Annotated in this window: 15 protein-coding genes; 10 read left to right on the plus strand and 5 right to left on the minus strand. The window is 34.6% G+C overall.

What is annotated here, in order from left to right; genetic code table 11:
- The first annotated feature begins 35 nt into the window (after positions 1 to 35).
- Entirely contained in the window at positions 36 to 2,261 is a 2,226-nt protein-coding gene (locus NU08_RS00545; protein WP_129745130.1) for a B12-binding domain-containing radical SAM protein, read from the plus strand.
- On the opposite strand, the gene NU08_RS00550 is transcribed toward NU08_RS00545, so the two are convergent.
- Positions 2,258 to 3,022: an MBL fold metallo-hydrolase gene (locus tag NU08_RS00550; protein WP_129745132.1), complete on the minus strand. Its 765-nt coding sequence runs from the start codon at positions 3,020 to 3,022 to the stop codon at positions 2,258 to 2,260. The genes NU08_RS00545 and NU08_RS00550 overlap by 4 nt on opposite strands.
- A gap of 95 nt (positions 3,023 to 3,117) precedes the next feature.
- Between NU08_RS00550 and NU08_RS00555 the strand changes: the two genes are divergently transcribed.
- Together NU08_RS00555 and NU08_RS00560 are read left to right on the plus strand one after the other, a co-directional pair.
- Complete coding sequence (locus NU08_RS00555; RefSeq protein ID WP_129745134.1) at positions 3,118 to 3,423, plus strand: GIY-YIG nuclease family protein; 306 nt, start codon at positions 3,118 to 3,120, stop codon at positions 3,421 to 3,423.
- 240 nt (positions 3,424 to 3,663) lie between these two features.
- Positions 3,664 to 4,638 carry an integrase core domain-containing protein gene (locus NU08_RS00560; RefSeq protein ID WP_129745136.1) on the plus strand — a complete coding sequence of 325 codons (975 nt, stop codon included), beginning with the start codon at positions 3,664 to 3,666 and terminating at the stop codon, positions 4,636 to 4,638.
- Positions 4,639 to 4,689: 51 nt separating this feature from the next.
- Here the strand turns inward: NU08_RS00560 and NU08_RS00565 are convergent, their stop codons facing one another.
- Together NU08_RS00565 and NU08_RS00570 are read right to left on the minus strand one after the other, a co-directional pair.
- On the minus strand, positions 4,690 to 5,376 hold the full coding sequence (locus NU08_RS00565) for a response regulator transcription factor (protein WP_129745138.1): 687 nt from the start codon (positions 5,374 to 5,376) through the stop codon (positions 4,690 to 4,692).
- On the minus strand, positions 5,373 to 6,638 hold the full coding sequence (locus tag NU08_RS00570; protein ID WP_129745140.1) for a sensor histidine kinase: 1,266 nt from the start codon (positions 6,636 to 6,638) through the stop codon (positions 5,373 to 5,375). Before NU08_RS00570 ends, NU08_RS00565 begins: the two co-directional genes overlap by 4 nt.
- Before the next feature lie 164 nt (positions 6,639 to 6,802).
- Between NU08_RS00570 and NU08_RS00575 the strand changes: the two genes are divergently transcribed.
- Both NU08_RS00575 and NU08_RS00580 read left to right on the plus strand, forming a co-directional pair.
- Complete coding sequence (locus tag NU08_RS00575; RefSeq protein ID WP_129745142.1) at positions 6,803 to 7,219, plus strand: DUF1573 domain-containing protein; 417 nt, start codon at positions 6,803 to 6,805, stop codon at positions 7,217 to 7,219.
- Positions 7,220 to 7,389: 170 nt separating this feature from the next.
- Entirely contained in the window at positions 7,390 to 8,967 is a 1,578-nt protein-coding gene (locus NU08_RS00580) for a murein L,D-transpeptidase (RefSeq protein WP_129745144.1), read from the plus strand.
- A gap of 184 nt (positions 8,968 to 9,151) precedes the next feature.
- Here NU08_RS00580 and NU08_RS00585 read toward each other — a convergent pair whose 3' ends face one another.
- Complete coding sequence (locus NU08_RS00585; RefSeq protein WP_129745146.1) at positions 9,152 to 9,655, minus strand: C40 family peptidase; 504 nt, start codon at positions 9,653 to 9,655, stop codon at positions 9,152 to 9,154.
- 204 nt (positions 9,656 to 9,859) lie between these two features.
- Between NU08_RS00585 and NU08_RS00590 the strand changes: the two genes are divergently transcribed.
- From NU08_RS00590 to mgrA, 5 genes are all read left to right on the plus strand, one after another.
- A complete protein-coding gene (locus tag NU08_RS00590; RefSeq protein WP_129745148.1) occupies positions 9,860 to 10,954 on the plus strand; it encodes an SGNH/GDSL hydrolase family protein in 1,095 nt (364 codons plus the stop codon).
- Positions 10,944 to 12,323, plus strand: a complete 1,380-nt coding sequence (locus NU08_RS00595; protein ID WP_129745150.1) for a sialate O-acetylesterase — start codon at positions 10,944 to 10,946, stop codon at positions 12,321 to 12,323. The genes NU08_RS00590 and NU08_RS00595 overlap by 11 nt, the downstream gene beginning before the upstream one ends.
- Positions 12,324 to 12,728: 405 nt before the next feature.
- The gene (bglX, locus tag NU08_RS00600) at positions 12,729 to 15,026 is read left to right on the plus strand and encodes a beta-glucosidase BglX (protein WP_129745152.1); all 2,298 of its coding nucleotides are present in this window, start codon (positions 12,729 to 12,731) and stop codon (positions 15,024 to 15,026) included.
- 606 nt (positions 15,027 to 15,632) lie between these two features.
- Complete coding sequence (locus tag NU08_RS00605; RefSeq protein ID WP_129745154.1) at positions 15,633 to 16,199, plus strand: HdeD family acid-resistance protein; 567 nt, start codon at positions 15,633 to 15,635, stop codon at positions 16,197 to 16,199.
- Positions 16,200 to 16,333: 134 nt separating this feature from the next.
- Positions 16,334 to 17,290, plus strand: coding sequence for an L-glyceraldehyde 3-phosphate reductase (gene mgrA, locus NU08_RS00610; RefSeq protein WP_129745156.1), 957 nt, complete (start codon positions 16,334 to 16,336; stop codon positions 17,288 to 17,290).
- 51 nt (positions 17,291 to 17,341) lie between these two features.
- On the opposite strand, the gene NU08_RS00615 is transcribed toward mgrA, so the two are convergent.
- The gene (locus tag NU08_RS00615) at positions 17,342 to 18,628 is read right to left on the minus strand and encodes a glycoside hydrolase 5 family protein (RefSeq protein WP_129745158.1); all 1,287 of its coding nucleotides are present in this window, start codon (positions 18,626 to 18,628) and stop codon (positions 17,342 to 17,344) included.
- Between the last annotated feature and the right edge of the window lie 102 nt (positions 18,629 to 18,730).

Below are 18,730 nucleotides of genomic sequence, written 5' to 3' on the forward strand. Positions count from 1 at the left end.
ATAACCCGTATTTTTGCAAAAAAAATAATTCCCTTTTGAAAACGAAACTTTTTGTAATTACGCCGCCTTTTACCCAACTGAATACACCGTATCCGGCAACGGCGTATATAAAAGGTTTTCTGAATACCAAAAATATTGAATCGGTTCAAGCTGATTTGGGGATTGATGTGATTTTGGAATTGTTTTCGAAAAAAGGACTTATTGATTTGTTTGATGTTTCAGGTTTCAAGTTTCAGGTTTCAGGTTCTGAAATCTCAGACAATTCGAAGCGTATTTTTGCCCTTCAAGACGAATATGTCAAAACGATCGATTCTGTAATTCAGTTTCTTCAAGGGAAAAATCCAACATTGGCTTTGCAGATTTGTCAAGAAGATTTTCTGCCCGAAGCTTCTCGTTTTGCGCAATTGGAAGAACTCGATTGGGCTTTTGGAACAATGGGGACTCAAGACAAAGCAAAACATTTGGCGACTTTATATCTCGAAGATATTTCAGATTTTATTGTCGAATGTGTAGACGAAAATTTTGGCTTCAGCCGATATGCTGAACGTTTAGGACGAAGTGCCAATTCGTTTGACGAATTATATGCAGAACTTCAGAAAGAGCCAACTTATATTGATTCAATTTTAATTTCGCTTTTGAAAACTAAAATTGAAGCCATAAAACCGACTTTATTTTTAATTTCTGTTCCTTTTCCTGGAAATTTATATAGTGCGTTTCGTTGCGCGCAATGGGTAAAACAAAATCATCCTGAAATTAAGATTTCGATGGGAGGAGGCTTCCCAAATACAGAATTGCGTTCACTTTCTGATAAACGCGTTTTTGAGTTTTTCGATTTTATCACTTTAGATGATGGAGAAGTTCCAATTGAGGAATTAATTTTCAATTTAGAAAATCCAAATTCTGTCACTTCGACCGAAGTAGAGAAGCGTTATAAACGAACATTTTTATTAGAAAACGGAGAAGTTGTATATAAAAATAATTCTCTAAAACACGATTATAAACAATCTCAGGTCGGAACTCCGGATTATTCAGATCTTCCTTTGGATAAATACATTTCGGTTATCGAAATTGTGAATCCAATGCACAGAATGTGGAGCGACGGAAGATGGAATAAACTCACAATGGCGCACGGCTGTTATTGGGGAAAATGTACTTTCTGCGATATTTCTTTAGATTATATTAAAGTTTACGAACCTGTTGCTGCAAGTCTTTTATGCGACAGAATCGAAGAACTAATCGAGAAAACAGGTCAAAATGGATTCCATTTTGTAGATGAAGCTGCACCGCCAGCTTTAATGCGTGCTTTAGCGCTTGAAATCTTAAAAAGAAAACTAGCTGTAACTTGGTGGACCAATATTCGTTTTGAAAAAAGCTTCTCAAAAGATTTATGTCTCTTGTTAAAAGCTTCTGGATGTATTGCAGTTTCAGGGGGTTTAGAAGTAGCTTCGGATCGATTATTGAAATTAATTGACAAAGGCGTAACGGTTGAACAAGTTGCCAAAGTAACACGAAATTTTACCGAAGCCGGAATTATGGTTCATGCGTATTTGATGTACGGATATCCAACTCAGACGATTCAGGAAACAGTTGATAGCCTTGAAATGGTTCGCCAATTGTTTGAAGCGGGAGTTTTACAGTCAGGGTTTTGGCATCAGTTTGCTTTGACGGCTCATAGTCCAGTAGGATTATATCCAGAGCAATTTGGCGTGACCAAAAAAACGGAAGTAATTGGAACTTTTGCCAATAACGATATTGAATATACTGATGCAACAGGAATCAATCACGATAAATTTAGTTTCGGATTAAAGAAATCGCTTTTTAATTTCATGCACGGAATCTGTTTTGATTACGAATTGCAGGAGTGGTTCGATTTTAAAATTCCGAAAACCAAAATCCATCCTGATTTTATTTTTAATGCTCTCGAAGAACAAAACGATTTCAATACAAAACCAAATGCAAAAGTGATTTGGCTTGGCGGAAAACCTTCTGCAGAGACTTTTACAAAATCAAAAAAAGGAAGAAGCTGGGAAATGATGTCGCTCACTTTTCACGATAAAAAAGAAAGTTTCGATATTCAAACCAGTAAAGAAGAAGGCGAGTGGCTAGTTTCCATTTTGTCGAAAATAGGGGTTTCGGGTTCTAAAAATTATACTTTTCAAGAAGTCAAAAATGATTTTGAAACCGAATTGGAAGATTTCGAATTGTTTTGGTATTCTAAACCTGTAAATACTTTACGCGAATTTGGGTTATTGGTGCTTTAATATTCAATACATTCTCCGTCATTCGGAATAGAAGTCTTGGTTAAAAGACCATGATCTGAAAGAGCTGTTCTTAATTGCAGTCTTGTGGTTGGACAATGATTTAAAGCTTCTAAATGATTGGCGAGAACTTTTCCTGGCGCAAGTGTGACGAATTTCAAAATATCATCCATTCGCATTAATAATGGCTGACCGAAATCTAATCTTGCAGTTCCGCAGGCCACAATAGAAATATCGGGTTTAAATTGTGTTAGAACTTTTTCTACGTGTTCTGTATAAATGGTATCAGAACTAACATAAATAGACTTTTGATCTGCCAGTTCGATAAGAAATCCCATTACATTTCCCATTAATTTAGCAACAAATCCGTAGCCATGAATGGCTGGAATTCCAGTAATTTTTCCGTCTAGAAATTTTTGAGGTTCCCAATATTCCAAAGTCTGGATTACGCTAAGTCCTCGTTGTACAAGCGCTTTTTCATCTTTAGAACTGCAGATAACGGGAATGCTTTTTCTTCTCAAAAAAACTTCACCAGCTTTATCAATATGATCAGGATGTAAATGTGTAATCAAACAATGCGTTACACGACTCAAGATATCACGGCTATTTTTTGGCAAAGCCACCAGCGGATTTCGTTTGGGTTTATATCTGAAAATAGTAAAAGGCGGAATTGTTTTTCTTTTACCTAACATTGGGTCAACTAAAATGACATGCTTTTCTGTTTCAATTACCAAAGAGGCATTTCGCAAATGATGTAATTTCATATCCAGGAAAATTAGATATTAAAAATACAAAGTTTTCTGAAAAATAATTTACAGATTTTTCTTTATTTTTAGCAGAATTGTTATTATTTGAATTTATGCATTTACAAGAGGGTTTTCATACGTATTTTATTTATATTTTGACTAATAAAGCAAAATCTGTATTTTATGTTGGGGTTACTAATAATTTGAAAAATAGATTAATAAAACATAAAGACAATATTGCTTCTGGGAACAACACTTTTGCTTCAAAATACAATGTTGAGTTTTTATTGTACTTCGAAAAATTTACTTGGATTCAAGAAGCAATTGCAAGAGAAAAAGAGATAAAAGGCTGGAGAAGAGAGAAGAAAATAACGCTTATTAAAACGATGAATCCTAATTTAGAATTTCTAGATTATTAGTTGTGAAAAAAGTACTTCAAGTCTAGTTTGTCATTACTGAAAAATCTTTGAGGATACGGTATGTTATATAAAGTATTTCAAGTCTAGTTTGTCATTCCGAGGAACGAGGAATCTCCGTAAGTAGCTCGCCAAAGATTGGAATCACTTTACGTAATATTGTCGCGGAGATTCCTCCTTCGTCGGAATTGTAAAGGTTAGATAATTCGGTAACAAAATTTAACTTTAATAAATTTTGTTAAGATGAGAAATAATAGTCAAGATTCAACATTAGAGAGGAACTATTTAGAGAAGTATCGTTTTCTGATAAAAGAATATGAGCAGGTAAAAAATAAGACCCATCCAATGCATAAAAAAGCAATGGATTTTTACACAGCAAACGACACGTGCAGAAAAAGCTTCTTAAAGTATTATAATCGCTATAAGCAGAGCGGAAAACCTTTGGATCTGCTGCCGCAGAAGCGGGGGCCAAAATATAAAACCAGACGCCCTTTGCCGTTCATAGAGCAAAAAGTGATTGAATTAAGAGAAAAAGGAAACAACAGATATGAAATTGTTAGTATCTTAAATCCCAAATTAGGAAAACATACACCATCATATTCTGGAGTTTATAATATTTTAAAGCGGCATAAAATAAACAGATTAACTCCGAAGATTAAAAAGAATCATCAAAAAATAATCAAGGAAAGAATGGGACAGCTGGGTCATATTGATTGTCATTATTTAAGTAAAAGTATAATTCGTGGAGAAAACAAAAAACTCTATTTAGTTTGTGTAATTGATGATTACAGCCGTATTGCCTGGGCAGAACTGGTTCCCGACATTACCAGCTTAACCGTAATGTTTGCTTCATTAAAATGCTTAAACATCTTAAGCAGCCATTATGAAATAAAATTTGAAGAGATATTATCTGATAATGGAGCTGAATTTGGAATTAAAACCAGCAAGGTAAAAAAACAGCATCCTTTCGAAAGAATGCTCATGGAGCTTGGAATTGTACACAGATATACAAGGCCTTACCGTCCACAGACAAACGGCAAGGTGGAGAGGTTTTGGAGAACTCTGGAAGAGGATTTATTGCGAGATACTGATTTTGATTCTCAAGAAGAACTAAAAGAGGAATTGCTGCAATATTTATATTATTACAATCATGAAAGACCGCATCAGGGAATTGATGGAAAAAAGCCAATCAAAATGATAAATCCGTTACCGAAATAAGTAACTTTTACAGGAATGACAAACTGTACGTTTGTAGCATTCAAGAACGTTTTATCCTATAGAAAATCTAAATCCAATTCCGTGTAGGTTTTCGATAGAAATTCCTTGTTCGTTTGCCAAGATTTTACGCAAACGTGAAATAAAAACATCCAGACTTCTTCCCATAAAGTAGTCATCGGTTCCCCATAAAGAAGTTAAAATTTGTTCTCTTTTCAAAACAGAATTTTTATGATCTAAGAAAAGTTTCAATAATTCGGCTTCACGCTGTGTTAAACCAACTTTTTCTTCATCATTAAAAAGAATGAAGTTTTTGGTGTCAAACTGGTATTTGCCAACTTCATAAATAGTTTTGGCAGTCGGAATATTTTTCTGAGAACGTTTTAAGAAAATCTCCACCTTTAAAAGCAATTCTTCAATGCTAAAAGGTTTTACCAAATAATCATCTGCTCCAAGACGTAAACCTTTAATTCGGTCTTCCTTTAAAGTTTTTGCCGAAAGAAAAATAATAGGAACATCTAAATCAATTTTTCGAACGGCTTCGGCAAGCTCAAAACCATCCATTTTTGGCATCATAATATCAAAAATACAAATGTCAAATTCTTCTTCTTCAAAAATTTTGAGTGCCGATTTTCCATTAGAACAATGAATAACTTCATAATTGTTTTGCTCCAAATTATCTTTCGTTAAAAACGCTAGAGTTTCATCGTCTTCGGCATATAGTATTTTGAAATTTCTCATTTTTTGTAAGGAATTGATAAAGTTATGGTAATACCTTTTTCTTGATTGTTTTCGGCTTTTATTTTCCAGTTTTGCAAATTGCAAATTTCTTTTACGTAATATAAACCAAGTCCAAATCCGTTAACTTCATTACTTTTTTCGTTCTGAACTCGGTAAAACTTATCAAAGATAAAAGATATTTTTTTAGGATTAATACCAATTCCATTATCAATAAACTCTAGTTTTAGGCAATTATTATTTTCGCTAATTTTTATCGTAACTTCTGGCTTTTCATTGCAGTATTTAATTGCATTATCCAACAGATTATAAACTAAATTGGCAAAATGAAAAGTATCCGTTTCGAGTAAATATTCTCTAGAAACCGTTTCAATTGTAATCGAAGCTTCAGGATATTTTAATTTTATGTTTTCAATTGCTTCTTCAATTATCGGAACAATTAAAATGTTTTCTTTTTTAAGTTCTAAAGGAGCATAATCGGCTTTTGCAACATTTAAAATCTTTTCGATATGTCCGTTTAACTTATTTCCCTGATTGATAATTATATCTGTATACGTATACAATTTTTTGTCTTCTTTGATTGGTTTTTGCTCAATCAAATATTTGGAAGCAATTAATATAGAAGCCAGCGGCGTTTTAAATTCATGCGTCATATTATTGATAAAATCACGCTGTAATTCAGAATATTTTTTGTGCTGTAAAAGAGTAAAAATCGAATACACATAAATCAGCAGAATCAGAATTAATGCTGTTGAAAGAACAAACCAAAAACGCATCGAACTAAAAAGATAAGTCGTTTCGTTAGGAAAACGCACGGCAAAATAATAAACCAGATTTTTATGCTTTGGAAAATAAACTGTCTTTTTACATTCTGCTTTTTTCTTATAAAGCGAAATATAATCACCATAAATCATTTCGTCGCTTTGACAATTATACATTGCGTATTCAAAATCGGTGGTGATATTCATTTTTTTGAATTCCGTTTTCAGATAAAATTCTAAAATATCGGGTTCAAATTCGTTATCAACATTTACAATATAATAGTCGTTTGCAATTTTCTGAACAGGATTCTGAACAGGCAGTTCGTGATTGGTTCCTTCGTATAATTTTTTAGCCACTTCCAGTAAGGCAATATGCGCTTTCTGGCTCAGCTTTTTTTGTTCTATTGTAAAAGCTTCTTTTGTCCATAGCAATTGCGCCACCAAAATACTAATGATAGCGACTAATCCTAAGAGAATGATGCTGTTGAGTTTATTAATTTTCAAGAATAAAGAATTTTGAGAGTGTAATATTAATCAATTTTAGCCTAAAAACGGGCGGTTAACAAGTCATTAACAAACGTTTGAAACCAGTTAACAGCGACTTGAATTTGTCTGAATTACCTTTGTAATATCAAAATGAACTATAAACCATTTTAAATATATCAGTTATGAAAATGATCAAAATTTCGATGTTGGCTTTGGCTTTGGGTCTAATGTCTTTTTCAGCAATTGCTCCAGTACAATCTTTAGTTTCAGAAACTGAAATTTCAGAAACTGCAGGATCTACAATTGCTTGGAAAGCAGAAACAATTGATGTTGGACAAATTCCGCAGGGAACTCCAAAAGCGATTGTTTACGAATTTAAAAATACAGGAAAAACGGCTGTAGTGATTACAAACGTGCAAGGATCTTGCGGCTGTACAGCAACAGATTATACAAAAGAGCCAATTCAGGCTGGTAAATCTGGAAAAGTTACTGCTACTTACAATGCTGCAAACAAAGGGGCTTTTACAAAAACAGTTACGGTTACCACTAGTGCAGAAACAACACCAAAAGTACTTACTCTAAAAGGGACAGTTATTTAATTAGAATTTTAATAGGTTGGTTATATGGCAAAAGCTCCAGACATGTAAATTGTTTGGAGCTTTTTATTTTTATTAACCGCTTAAACTTCAAAAAAATAAGGCTTAAGATTTATTTCTTAATTCTTTGTTTTAATAGAATTTTTTCTACTTTTATTCGAAAATTTTGAGTTATGAAAATCTGGTATACGCCTATTATTGCTATTGTTTTTTTTGCTGTTTTTTCGTGTAATTCGAAAGCTGATAAAAAAGAGGAAAACTCGACAAAAACAGTTGAAAAAGTCCCTGAATTAAAACTTACGATCGACAGTATTCGCATTGCGAAGTTTTACGAAAATTATCCGAAACTGGATAAATTTAAAAATGATGTAACTGCTTTATATCAAAAAAATAAGTCGACTCAATTGTGGCAGGACAATAAAGGAATTGTCGAATTTGCTAATACACTTTTCAATCAATACAAAAATTTGGATCAAGAAGGATTAAAAGCGAATTATCCTTATAATGAGCAATTAAGTTCTGTTTTTGATAATAACGCAAACACCAAAATCACAAAAGAAGATACCGATTTACTGCTTTCTAATTTATATTACTATTATGGTGAAAAAGTGGGCGGTTTTGACGAAAAAACAGTAGTTTCTTTAGAATGGCTTTTACCTCGCAAAAAGCTGAATTATCAAGAGCTTTCAGATTCTATCTTTAAAAAATCAACCATTTTAGATGATAAGAAAAAAAAGATGTTCAGCCAGTATTACAAACTGCGCGATGCTCTGAAACAGTATAGAGAAATTGAGAAAAATGGCGGATGGAAAACTATTGAAACAGGTGAAGATTATAAAAGCCTAAAAGTAGGGGATTCGTCTGCTGTTGTGGCACAAATTAGAGAAAGACTTTTTGTTACCAAAGACATTGAAGAGGACAATAAAAGCGCTATTTGTGATACGATTTTAATCAAAGCCATGAAAAACTACGAATTGCGCCATGGTTATACTCCAAAAAACACAATTCTTCTGGAACATATAAACGATTTGAATATTCCTGTTTCAGATCGTATCAAGACCATTATTGTCAATATGGAGCGTTGTCGCTGGATAGATCCAGAATTAGAGAAAGGGCAGAAGTATATAGAAGTTAATATTCCTGAATTTAGATTGTATATAGTTGAAGATGGTAAAATTGCTTTTGTATCGCCAGTTGTTGTGGGTAGAGCGATGACAAAAACCGTTATTTTCAGCGGAATGATGAGCAATATTGTTTTCAGTCCGTATTGGAATGTTCCGCCAAGCATTATCAAATCGGAAATTAAACCTGGAATGGCAAAGGATAAAAACTATCTGCAAAAGAAAAATTTGGAATGGAATAATGGCGCTGTTCGTCAGCTTCCAGGTAAAAATAATTCGCTTGGTTTGGTGAAATTTTTATTTCCGAATTCGAGCAATATTTACCTGCATGATACGCCTTCTAAAAGTTTGTTTGAAAGAGAAAGCCGAGCTTTCAGCCACGGTTGCGTACGTGTAGCAAAACCAAGAGAATTGGCAATTGAATTATTAAAAGTCGATCCGCAATGGAATCCTGAAAGAATTGATAAAGCGATGCATGCTGGAAAAGAAAGCTGGTATACTTTAAAGAAAAAAGTTCCCGTTTATATTGGATATTTTACCGCTTGGGTAGATCGACAAGGCAATTTAAATTTCTATAAAGACATTTATGGAAGAGATGAAAGTATGATTAAACTCTTGACGGAAGAATAAAATTTTAAATTCCAATATTTAAATTCCAAATTCCAAAAGTGAATCTATTCACAAGTGGGATAAAAAAGTAAAAGCCACAGATTAAAAAGATTAGCACAGATTTTTTTATAATCTTTATAATCCTTTTAATCTGTGGCAAAAAAATAATTCGCGGAAATTCGTGTAATTAGTGGCGAAAAAAAAACTATTTCGCTAAAACATCAACACATTTATAAAAGCGTTTGGTATAGTGTTCTGTATCAAGCGCTGTTATAGTTACTTGCTGCGCTTTTCCTGAAGAAGCGTGAATAAATTTCGACTGCATTCCGTTGGCTTCGCAAATTATGCCAAGGTGCCCAACAACATTTCTGTTTTTATATCCGTAGAAAACCAAAACATCTCCCACTTTAAATTCTTCTGGTTTTAAAGCTCTTCCTAAATTTTTATATCCGCTTGAACTTCTTGGAAGAGTCACACCGAAGTTGTTAAAAACATAACTCACAAAACCCGAACAGTCAAAACCTTTTTTCGGATTACTGCTGGCATATACATAAGGTGTTCCTAAATATTGTTTGGCATAAACAATTATGGAATCTCGATTTATTTCGGTTTGAGATGGAGTGTTTTGAGTTTGCTTTTTTTCCTTTTTTAAATTGAAAGAAGAAAGAGTGACAAAAAACAATAAAGAAATTAGGGCTAAGGTTTTCATTTTGACAGATTGTAAAAGTATAAAACGACAAAGATAGATCTAAATTGTTGGCTTTTGTAATAAATGTAAGAATTGACATATAAAACGATTCAAATGATGGGTTTATGTGGTGTTTTTTTATTACTTTTTGACATTTTAGTATCTTTTTAGATAATCTCTTTCCAATATATTTGTGAATCGTATTTATATTTTAACAAATAAATTATGTTTCCCAAAAAAATAGCTGTTTTAATTTCGTTTTTGCTGATTTCGGCGGTTTCGAATTCACAAACTCAAAATTTGAATAAAACTTTTTTATATCAAGGGCGAATTGATAAACTTCAAAACGATCAAGTCATTTTAATCGGTACGGCTTCTTCGGTTTCTTTCAATTTTACAGGAAATGAATGTTCAATTTCACTACAAAGCGTTGAAGATCATCATAATTATGTTCAGTTAGTTTTGGACGGAAAATATATTGGAAAGATTAGAATCGAAAAAGGTGCAGTGCAATCCTTTCCAATTAAAGTGGCTTCAAATCAAAAAGAGCATCGATTAGAAATTTATAAAAATACAGAAGCTCAAAGTGGCAATGTTTTGTTTGCAGGAACGACAGCAAAACTGACTTCAATTTCATTTAAAAAGAAAAAGAAAATTGAGTTCATTGGCGATTCTATTACTTGTGGTGCGGCGAGCGATCCGTCAGATGTTCCTTGTGATAAAGGCGAATATATGGATCATCATAATGGTTATTATGCTTACGGACCAACACTTTCGAGAGAGATTGGTGTTGATTATTTAATGAGTTGTGTTTCTGGAATTGGAATGTATAGAAACTGGAACGACGAACACAAAGACGAAGCGATAATGCCAGATGTTTATCCAAATTTATATATGACAAAAGATACTTCAAAGCCGAAATATGATTTTGTTTTTCAGCCTGATATTATCAGCATTGCTTTAGGGACAAATGATTTTTCTGGTGGTGACGGTAAGAAAGAACGTCTGCCTTTTAATGCGGAAAAGTATGTTTCAAATTATATTGATTTTGTAAAAATGCTTTATAAACACAATCCGAAAGTACAAATTGTGATTACCAATAGCCCTATGGTTGGAGGAGAAAGAGGAGTTGTTTTTGAAGATTGTTTGAATAAAGTAAAAAAGGCTTTCGCGAATGATAAAGCACACAAACCAATTCAGATTTTCAAATTTAAACCGATGAAACCAAATGGCTGTACTGGACATCCTGATGTGGCAGATCATAAGGTTTTGGCAGAGGAATATGGCCCATTTTTAAAGAAGTTGCTAAATGAAAAATAATATTTTTAAGTTTGTTTTCTTTCTATTGATTTCCAGTACTATGATGGCAAACGTTTCGCTTCCGAATATTTTTAGTGATAATATGGTTTTACAGCGCAACTCTGAAGTGAAAATTTGGGGTTGGGCGAATCCAAAAGAAGAAATTAAACTGGTTACGAGTTGGAACAATCAGGAATATAAAACCGTTGCCAGTAATCAGGCAAAATGGGAATTAACGATTAAAACTCCCGAAGCTGGCGGACCTTTTACCATTTCTATAAAAGGTTATAATGAAGTAGTTTTAAAGAATATTTTGATTGGAGAAGTTTGGCTTTGTTCGGGACAATCGAATATGGAAATGTCGGTAAGTTGGGGAATTGATGATGGCGAACAAGAAATGAAAAATGCTGCAAATCCAAATATTCGATTTTTTACGGTTCCGAAATTAACGGCTGAAAATCCGCAGAATAATTTGCTTGGAAATTGGACAGAATCGACTCCTGAAACCATGAAATATTTCAGTGCCGTTGGCTACTTTTTTGCCAAACGTCTGCGCGAAGATTTGAAAAATGTTCCAATCGGATTAATTTCTTCGAACTGGGGCGGAACTCCTGCAGAAATCTGGATGCCTGCAGAAGTCGTAAACAATGATCCGCTTTTATCAGAAAATGCCAAAAAACTCAACGAACAAGAATACGGACCAAGACAGCCTGGACGTGCTTACAATGCTATGATTTATCCAATTATCGGATTTAAAATTGCAGGAACGCTTTGGTATCAGGGAGAATCAAATGTTGGATCTTTAGTTTATGATAAAACGTTAGGGGCATTAATTACGTCTTGGAGAAAAGAATGGAAAGAAGATTTTCCTTTTTATTACGTTCAGATTGCACCTTTTAAAACGGGAAAGAATAACTTTTCAAATGTGACAGTTAGAGATTCGCAGCGAAAACTCCTTAAAGAAGTTCCGAAAACAGGAATGGTTGTAATCAGTGATATTTCGGATACGATTGATATTCATCCAAAAAATAAAAAATCGGTTGGAATTCGTTTGGCGAATCTAGCTTTGGCTGAAACTTATAAAATCAATTCTAGTTTGGTTAATGGACCACTCTTTAAATCCGTTAAGATAGACAAAAATAAAGCGACAGTCTCTTTTGACTACGCAGACGGATTGTATTTTAAAGAGAAAAAATCGAATCAGTTTGAAGTTGCGGGAACAGATGGAGTTTTCTATCCAGCCGAAGCTTCAATTGAAAAAAACGAAGTGATTTTGACAAGTAAAAAAGTGGCTTCTCCAGCAAAAGTGAGATTTGCATGGGGAAATACGATTCATTCAGATTTGTTTAATAAAGCGAATTTACCGGCGTCTTGTTTTGTTTCTGAGTGAGTATTTAAAGAAGAAAGAATAAAGAAGCAAGACTTTAGATTTTAGATTTTTTGTCAGGCTGAGCGAAGTCGAAGTTCCGCAAGAAGCTTCACAAAGTAAAGACACAAAGTTTGTCATCCTGAGGAACGAAGGATCATACTCGGGAGTCGACAAAGATTAGCGAAGTTCTTTACGGAGTTTCTAGTGTGATCCTTCGTTCCTCAGGATGACAAGATAATCAAAAACGCTCTTTTGAAAACGATTTGCGTGAGGGATAGAGGCGGTATCCTTTTGTGAAGAGAAACGGAACAAAAGATATAGCCGAAAGCCCGACCCGCCTTTTTCGGCGGGACACGCCCAAAAAACTTAGAATCTTAGCATCTCAGAACCTCAGAATCTTAAAGAAAAAACTAACTAAACCACATTATGAAAAACAAAAAAATAATATTTATTGGGGTCTTTTCCCTGTTTACCGTTGGAAATATGAATGCACAGAAAAAGCCGTATCTGGATAAAAATAAAACTGTTGAGCAGCGAATAGATCTGCTTTTGCCGTTAATGACGTTGGAAGAAAAAGTAGGGCAGATGAACCAATATAATGGTTTTTGGGATGTTACGGGACCTGCTCCGAAAGGTGGAACGGCAGAACTAAAATACGAACATTTGAGAAAAGGATTGGTCGGATCGATGCTGACCGTTCGCGGTGTGAAAGAAGTTCGTGCGGTTCAGAAAATTGCTGTTGAAGAAACGCGTTTGGGAATTCCGCTGATTATAGGTTTTGACGTAATACATGGCTATAAAACGTTAAGCCCAATTCCGTTAGCAGAAGCTGCGAGTTGGGATTTGGAAGCGATTAAGAAATCGGCGGCTATTGCGGCTGATGAAGCTTCGGCATCTGGAATTAACTGGACTTTTGGTCCTAATGTTGACGTAGCAAATGATGCCCGTTGGGGACGTGTGATGGAAGGTGCGGGAGAGGATCCGTATTTAGGAAGTAAAGTAGGTTATGCACGTGTGAAGGGTTTTCAAGGAGAAACTGTTGCAGATTTGGCGAAAGTAAATACGATTGCGGCTTGTGCAAAACACTTTGCGGCGTATGGCTATGTTGAAGCTGGATTGGAATATAATATTGTAGATATCAGTAATTCTAAATTGTATAATTCGGTTTTGCCTCCTTTTGAAGCAACGGTTCAGGCTGGAGTTCGCACGTTTATGAATTCGTTTAATACTTTGAATGGTGTTCCTGCAACTGGAAATGCCTTTTTGCAGAGAGATATTTTAAAAGGAAAATGGAAGTTTGACGGATTTGTGATTTCTGATTATGCTTCGATTCGTGAAATGATTGCGCACGGTTATGCAAAAGACGAAGCGGATGCAACGGCAAAAGCGGTAATTGCAGGTTCAGATATGGATATGGAATCGTATTTATATGTGGCAAAATTGGTTGATTTGGTAAAATCTGGAAAAGTGAAAGAATCTTTGGTTGATGATGCTGTTCGCCGAATTCTTCGTGTGAAATTTGAATTGGGATTATTTGATGATCCGTACAAATATTGTGATGAAAAACGTGAGAAGGAAGTGGTTGGAAGTAAAGCGAATAATGACGGCGTTTTGGATATGGCGAAGAAATCTATTGTTTTATTAAAAAATGAAAAGAATTTGCTTCCGCTAAAGAAATCAGGACAAAAAATTGCTTTGATTGGCGCTTTGGCAAACGATAAAAATAGTCCGTTGGGAAGCTGGAGAATTGCAGCTTCTGATGATACTGCGGTTTCTGTTTTAGAAGGAATGCAGCAATATAAAGACAATCAGTTGACTTTTGAAAAAGGTGTTGATTTATTAAAACAAAAAGCTACTTTCTTAACGGAAACAGTTTTCAACACAACAGATAAAAGCGGATTTGAAGCGGCGAAAAAAGCAGCAAAAAATGCCGATGTTGTCGTAATGGTTTTAGGTGAATATGGTTTCCAAAGCGGCGAGGGAAGAAGTAGAACTGATTTGAACTTGCCAGGTTTACAGCAGGAATTGTTAGAAGAAATCTACAAAGTAAATCCAAATGTAGTTTTGGTTTTAAATAACGGACGTCCGTTAAGTATTCCTTGGGCTGCTGAAAATGTTCCGGCAATTGTAGAAGCTTGGCATTTAGGTACTCAAGCAGGAAATGCGGTTGCACAGGTTTTATACGGAGATTACAATCCGAGTGGGAAACTGCCGATGTCGTTTCCAAGAAATGTAGGTCAGGTGCCAATTTATTACAACAAATACAGTACAGGAAGACCAATTGACAGTGATAAAAATGTTTTCTGGTCGCATTATATGGATGTAGAAAAAACGCCTCAGTTTCCGTTTGGTTTTGGTTTAAGCTACACTACTTTCGATTATAAAAACTTGAAATTGAATAAAACCTCTTTTGCTAAGGGCGAAAAAGTTCAGGTTAGCGTTGAGGTTACAAACTCAGGAAATTATGACGGAAAAGAAGTAGTTCAGTTATACATTCATGATGAGTACGCGAGTATCGTTCGCCCAATTAAAGAATTGAAAGGTTTTGAATTGGTGAATCTGAAAAAAGGTGAAACTAAAACGATAAACTTTACTTTAACGGATAAAGAACTTGGGTTTTATGATAATGAAGGAAATTATTTAGTAGAACCTGGAACTTTTAAAATCATGGTTGGAGGAAGCTCTGATAAAGGTTTGCAGAGTGGTTTTGAAATTAAAGACTAAAAGGTTTTTTGCCACGAAGGCGCTAAGACACTAAGTTTTTTTAATCTCGCAAAGGCGCAGAGTCGCAAAGTTTTTTTTAATAGCCCCTAGCTTTAGCTAGGGGAACAAGATTTAAATAAGAAAGGGCTTTAGCCAAACCTACAAAGTTTGGCTAAAGCCTTTTGATTGTGTTTATGTTTTCATCCAGCTAAAGCTGGACGCAATTCATGTTCTGATAAAGTTTTGCAAAATGGTTTTGGGACAGAGGTTCAAAGTTTTTAAGTAAACCCGACAGGTTTTAAAACCTGTCGGGTTTACTTAATTTTTTTTAATAGCCCCTAGCTTTAGCTAGGGGAATAAGATTTGAATAAGAAAAGGGCTTTAGCCAAACCTGCAAAGTTTGGCTAAAGCCCTTTTGATTTTGTTTATGTTTACATCCAGCTAAAGCTGGACGCTATTAATTTGTCATGTTACTCAAGTATTTATATGTCAGTATTTTATTATAGAAAAAGTGTTTTGGTTTATGCTTTTGTTTTATCTTTGATAGACAGCCAATTAAATATTTTTTTAATGGTAACAAGGTAAGCTGAAAACTTTATAGAGTAGGCAAGATTTTAAAATAGTATTATGGAACATTCTTTATTTAAAAAAGTGAAAGCAGCAATTGATTATTGGTACATTCCGTTATTAGTGGGAATACTTTTTGTAATCATTGGATTTTGGTCTTTTGCCACACCTGTAAAAGCATATTTAACATTGGCATTTTTATTTAGTGTTTCGTTTTTGGTTAGCGGAATTTTTGAAATTATTTTTGCGCTTTCAAATAGAAAAAAAATAGACAATTGGGGCTGGACACTGGTATCAGGAATTATAGGTTTAGGTGTTGGAATAGTATTAATTGCTAATCCGTTAGTTTCAGTAACACTTTTGCCGCTTTATGTCGGATTGGCTATTTTGTTTCGTTCTGTAATGGCTATTTTTATGGCTTTTAATTTAAAAAGCTATTCTGTTCCAGATTGGAAAAATCTTTTAGCATTAGGGATTTTGGGACTATTGTTCTCATTTTTATTATTATGGAACCCTGTTTTTGCAGGACTTTCAATAGTATATTGGACAGCTTTTGCTTTCATCGCAAGCGGGATTTTTTATATTTATTTTTCTTTTAAACTGAAAAAACTGCACGATTTAGTTTAAAAAAGGATAAGATTTAATTTTCTCCCGCAGATTTAGCAGATCAGGTGGATTTTTTAATCTCCTAAATCCGCTAAATCTGCGGGAGTTTTTTTTATCTTTAAATCTATTAAAACTCCAACTTTTAAATTAAAACAATGAAATATAATAGATGTGGAAAAAGCGGTTTATTATTGCCTGAGATTTCTTTAGGTTTATGGCATAATTTCGGATCGGTTGATAATTTTGAAAATGCCGAAAGTATTGCTATTGAGGCTTTTGATAAAGGAATTACACACTTCGATTTGGCGAATAATTACGGTCCTGTTCCAGGTTCTGCTGAAGAGAATTTCGGAAAAATATTATGGCATAATTTTCAAGGAAATTTGCGTGATGAAATCGTGATTTCTACAAAAGCGGGTTACACCATGTGGAAAGGGCCTTATGGCGACTGGGGTTCGAGAAAGTATTTGCTTTCAAGTTTAGACCAAAGTTTGAAACGAATGAGTATTGATTATGTTGATATTTTTTACTCACATCGTCCAGATCCTGAAACGCCAATTGAAGAAACGATGATGGCTTTAGACCACGCAGTTAGAAGCGGAAAAGCGTTGTATGTTGGAATCAGCAATTATTCTGCGGAACAAACAAGAGTTGCGGTTGATGTTTTAAAACAATTGGGAACGCCTTGTTTGATTCACCAAGCAAAATATTCCATGTTGGAACGCTGGGTAGAAAATGGTTTATTGGATGTTTTAGAAGAAAAAGGAGTAGGGTGTATCGCTTTTTCGCCTTTAGCACAAGGACTTTTAACAGACAAATATTTAAAGGGAATTCCAGAAAATTCAAGAGCGCATAATCCAAACGGGCATTTGAGAGAAGATGAGGTAACTGAGGAAAGAATTCAGAAATTAATTCAGTTGAACGAAATTGCTCAGAGCAGAAATCAGTCTTTGGCGCAAATGGCTTTGGCTTGGTTGCAAAAAGATAAACGAATTACATCAGTTTTAATTGGTGCTAGTTCTGTAAAACAATTGTGTAATAATATTGATTGTTTGCAGAATACTGAATTTTCGCAGGATGAGTTGAATGCGATTGAGAAAATTTTAGCGTAATAGTCAAACCTAACAGGTTTTAAAACCTGTTAGATTGCCCTAAATCATCATTTATTTTTTTAACTTCAAATTATAATCTTTTACAATTTCTAATGTTGATTTATCTCCATTAAAAACAGAATTTAAACCTTGAGGTTCTTGTGGCGGATCTGTGGTGAAAGGTTCTCCGGGATTCCATTTTCCATCTGGATGAATTGCTTTTCCTTCGCCGCCGTAACCCCAGAAATTGGCAGCTCTTAACGGACCGTTATTTTTAACGCTTTCGGCAACTCTTTCAAAAATATAACTGTAAAACTTATTTCTGTAAACAGAAGGAGCTCCAGCATTCAGATTTTCATTTTCTCTCGGAAGACCAAATTCTTCAATAATTATTGGACGGTTTAAATTGTTGGCTACTTTGATGTGATCGTCAATATATTTTCCAGCGTTTTCAATGGTTTTCGGAAATGTCGCTTCGGCATTATCAGCTTTAAACCAGTTCCAGTTTTTAGGCCAAATGTGCATGGTCAAATAATCAATATTCGGGTTTTGATGCGTTCTTTCGAAGATTTCCATGCTGTCGTTCGAGCTGTTTTTCCCTTCAGAACCTGTAGAAACCAAATGGTTTTTGTCTAAACTATCAATCAAATCCACAATATTATTGAGCCATTTCGTGAATTTCGCTTCATTTTCTACCGTAAAAAGTCTAGGTTCGTTTCCAACTTGCCAAGACATAATCGTGTTATCTTCGTTGTATTTCTTTTTAGAATACGCATTTGTTCTTCCAATAATAAACTTTACATGATTGTTTAAAGCTTCGATACAAGGTTCGCAGCTATGAAATTGTTCCGTATAAGACATAAACTGTGGCCAAGTATTCGGTGGAATATTCGGAACCGGAACTGGACCTTTGCCATTCCATTCTAAATATTGCGACATACCGCCAGACCATTCCCAGTTATTGGTCAAATATAAAACGGCATACATATTTCGTTTGCTCATTTCGCTAATCAGAAAATCCAAGCCGTCCAATAAATCTTCGTCGTATTTTCCTTGTTCGTATTGCAAGGCAGGACGAACTGTAAAATCGTATTTTCCGCCGTCAGCTCCAACTAAAACGCGCAAATTATCAATTCCGTTTTTTTTCATTAAATCCAGTTCACGCAAAAGCCTTTTGCGATCGCCAATTTTCTTCGAAGCGAGCATGCTTCCATACCAATAATTGGTTCCAATGTAAGCGTAAGGTTTGTCGCCTTTGTAAAATTCATTTCCTTTTACCGTAATTTTTTCCTGCGCCTGACAAACTATCGTAGAGAAAATCAAGGCTAAGGAAAGTGTTTTTAAAAATCTGTTTTTCATAATTTATATTTTAAGGAGCTAATCCCGCTATCCGCTCTATCTTTTATGGTGAACCCCACCATAAAAGGATGCCGCTTCTATCGGGGCTAGGGCTATACGTTT

This window comes from Flavobacterium anhuiense, assembly GCF_004151235.1.
In the GTDB taxonomy this organism is placed as follows: Bacteria; Bacteroidota; Bacteroidia; order Flavobacteriales; family Flavobacteriaceae; genus Flavobacterium; species Flavobacterium anhuiense_A.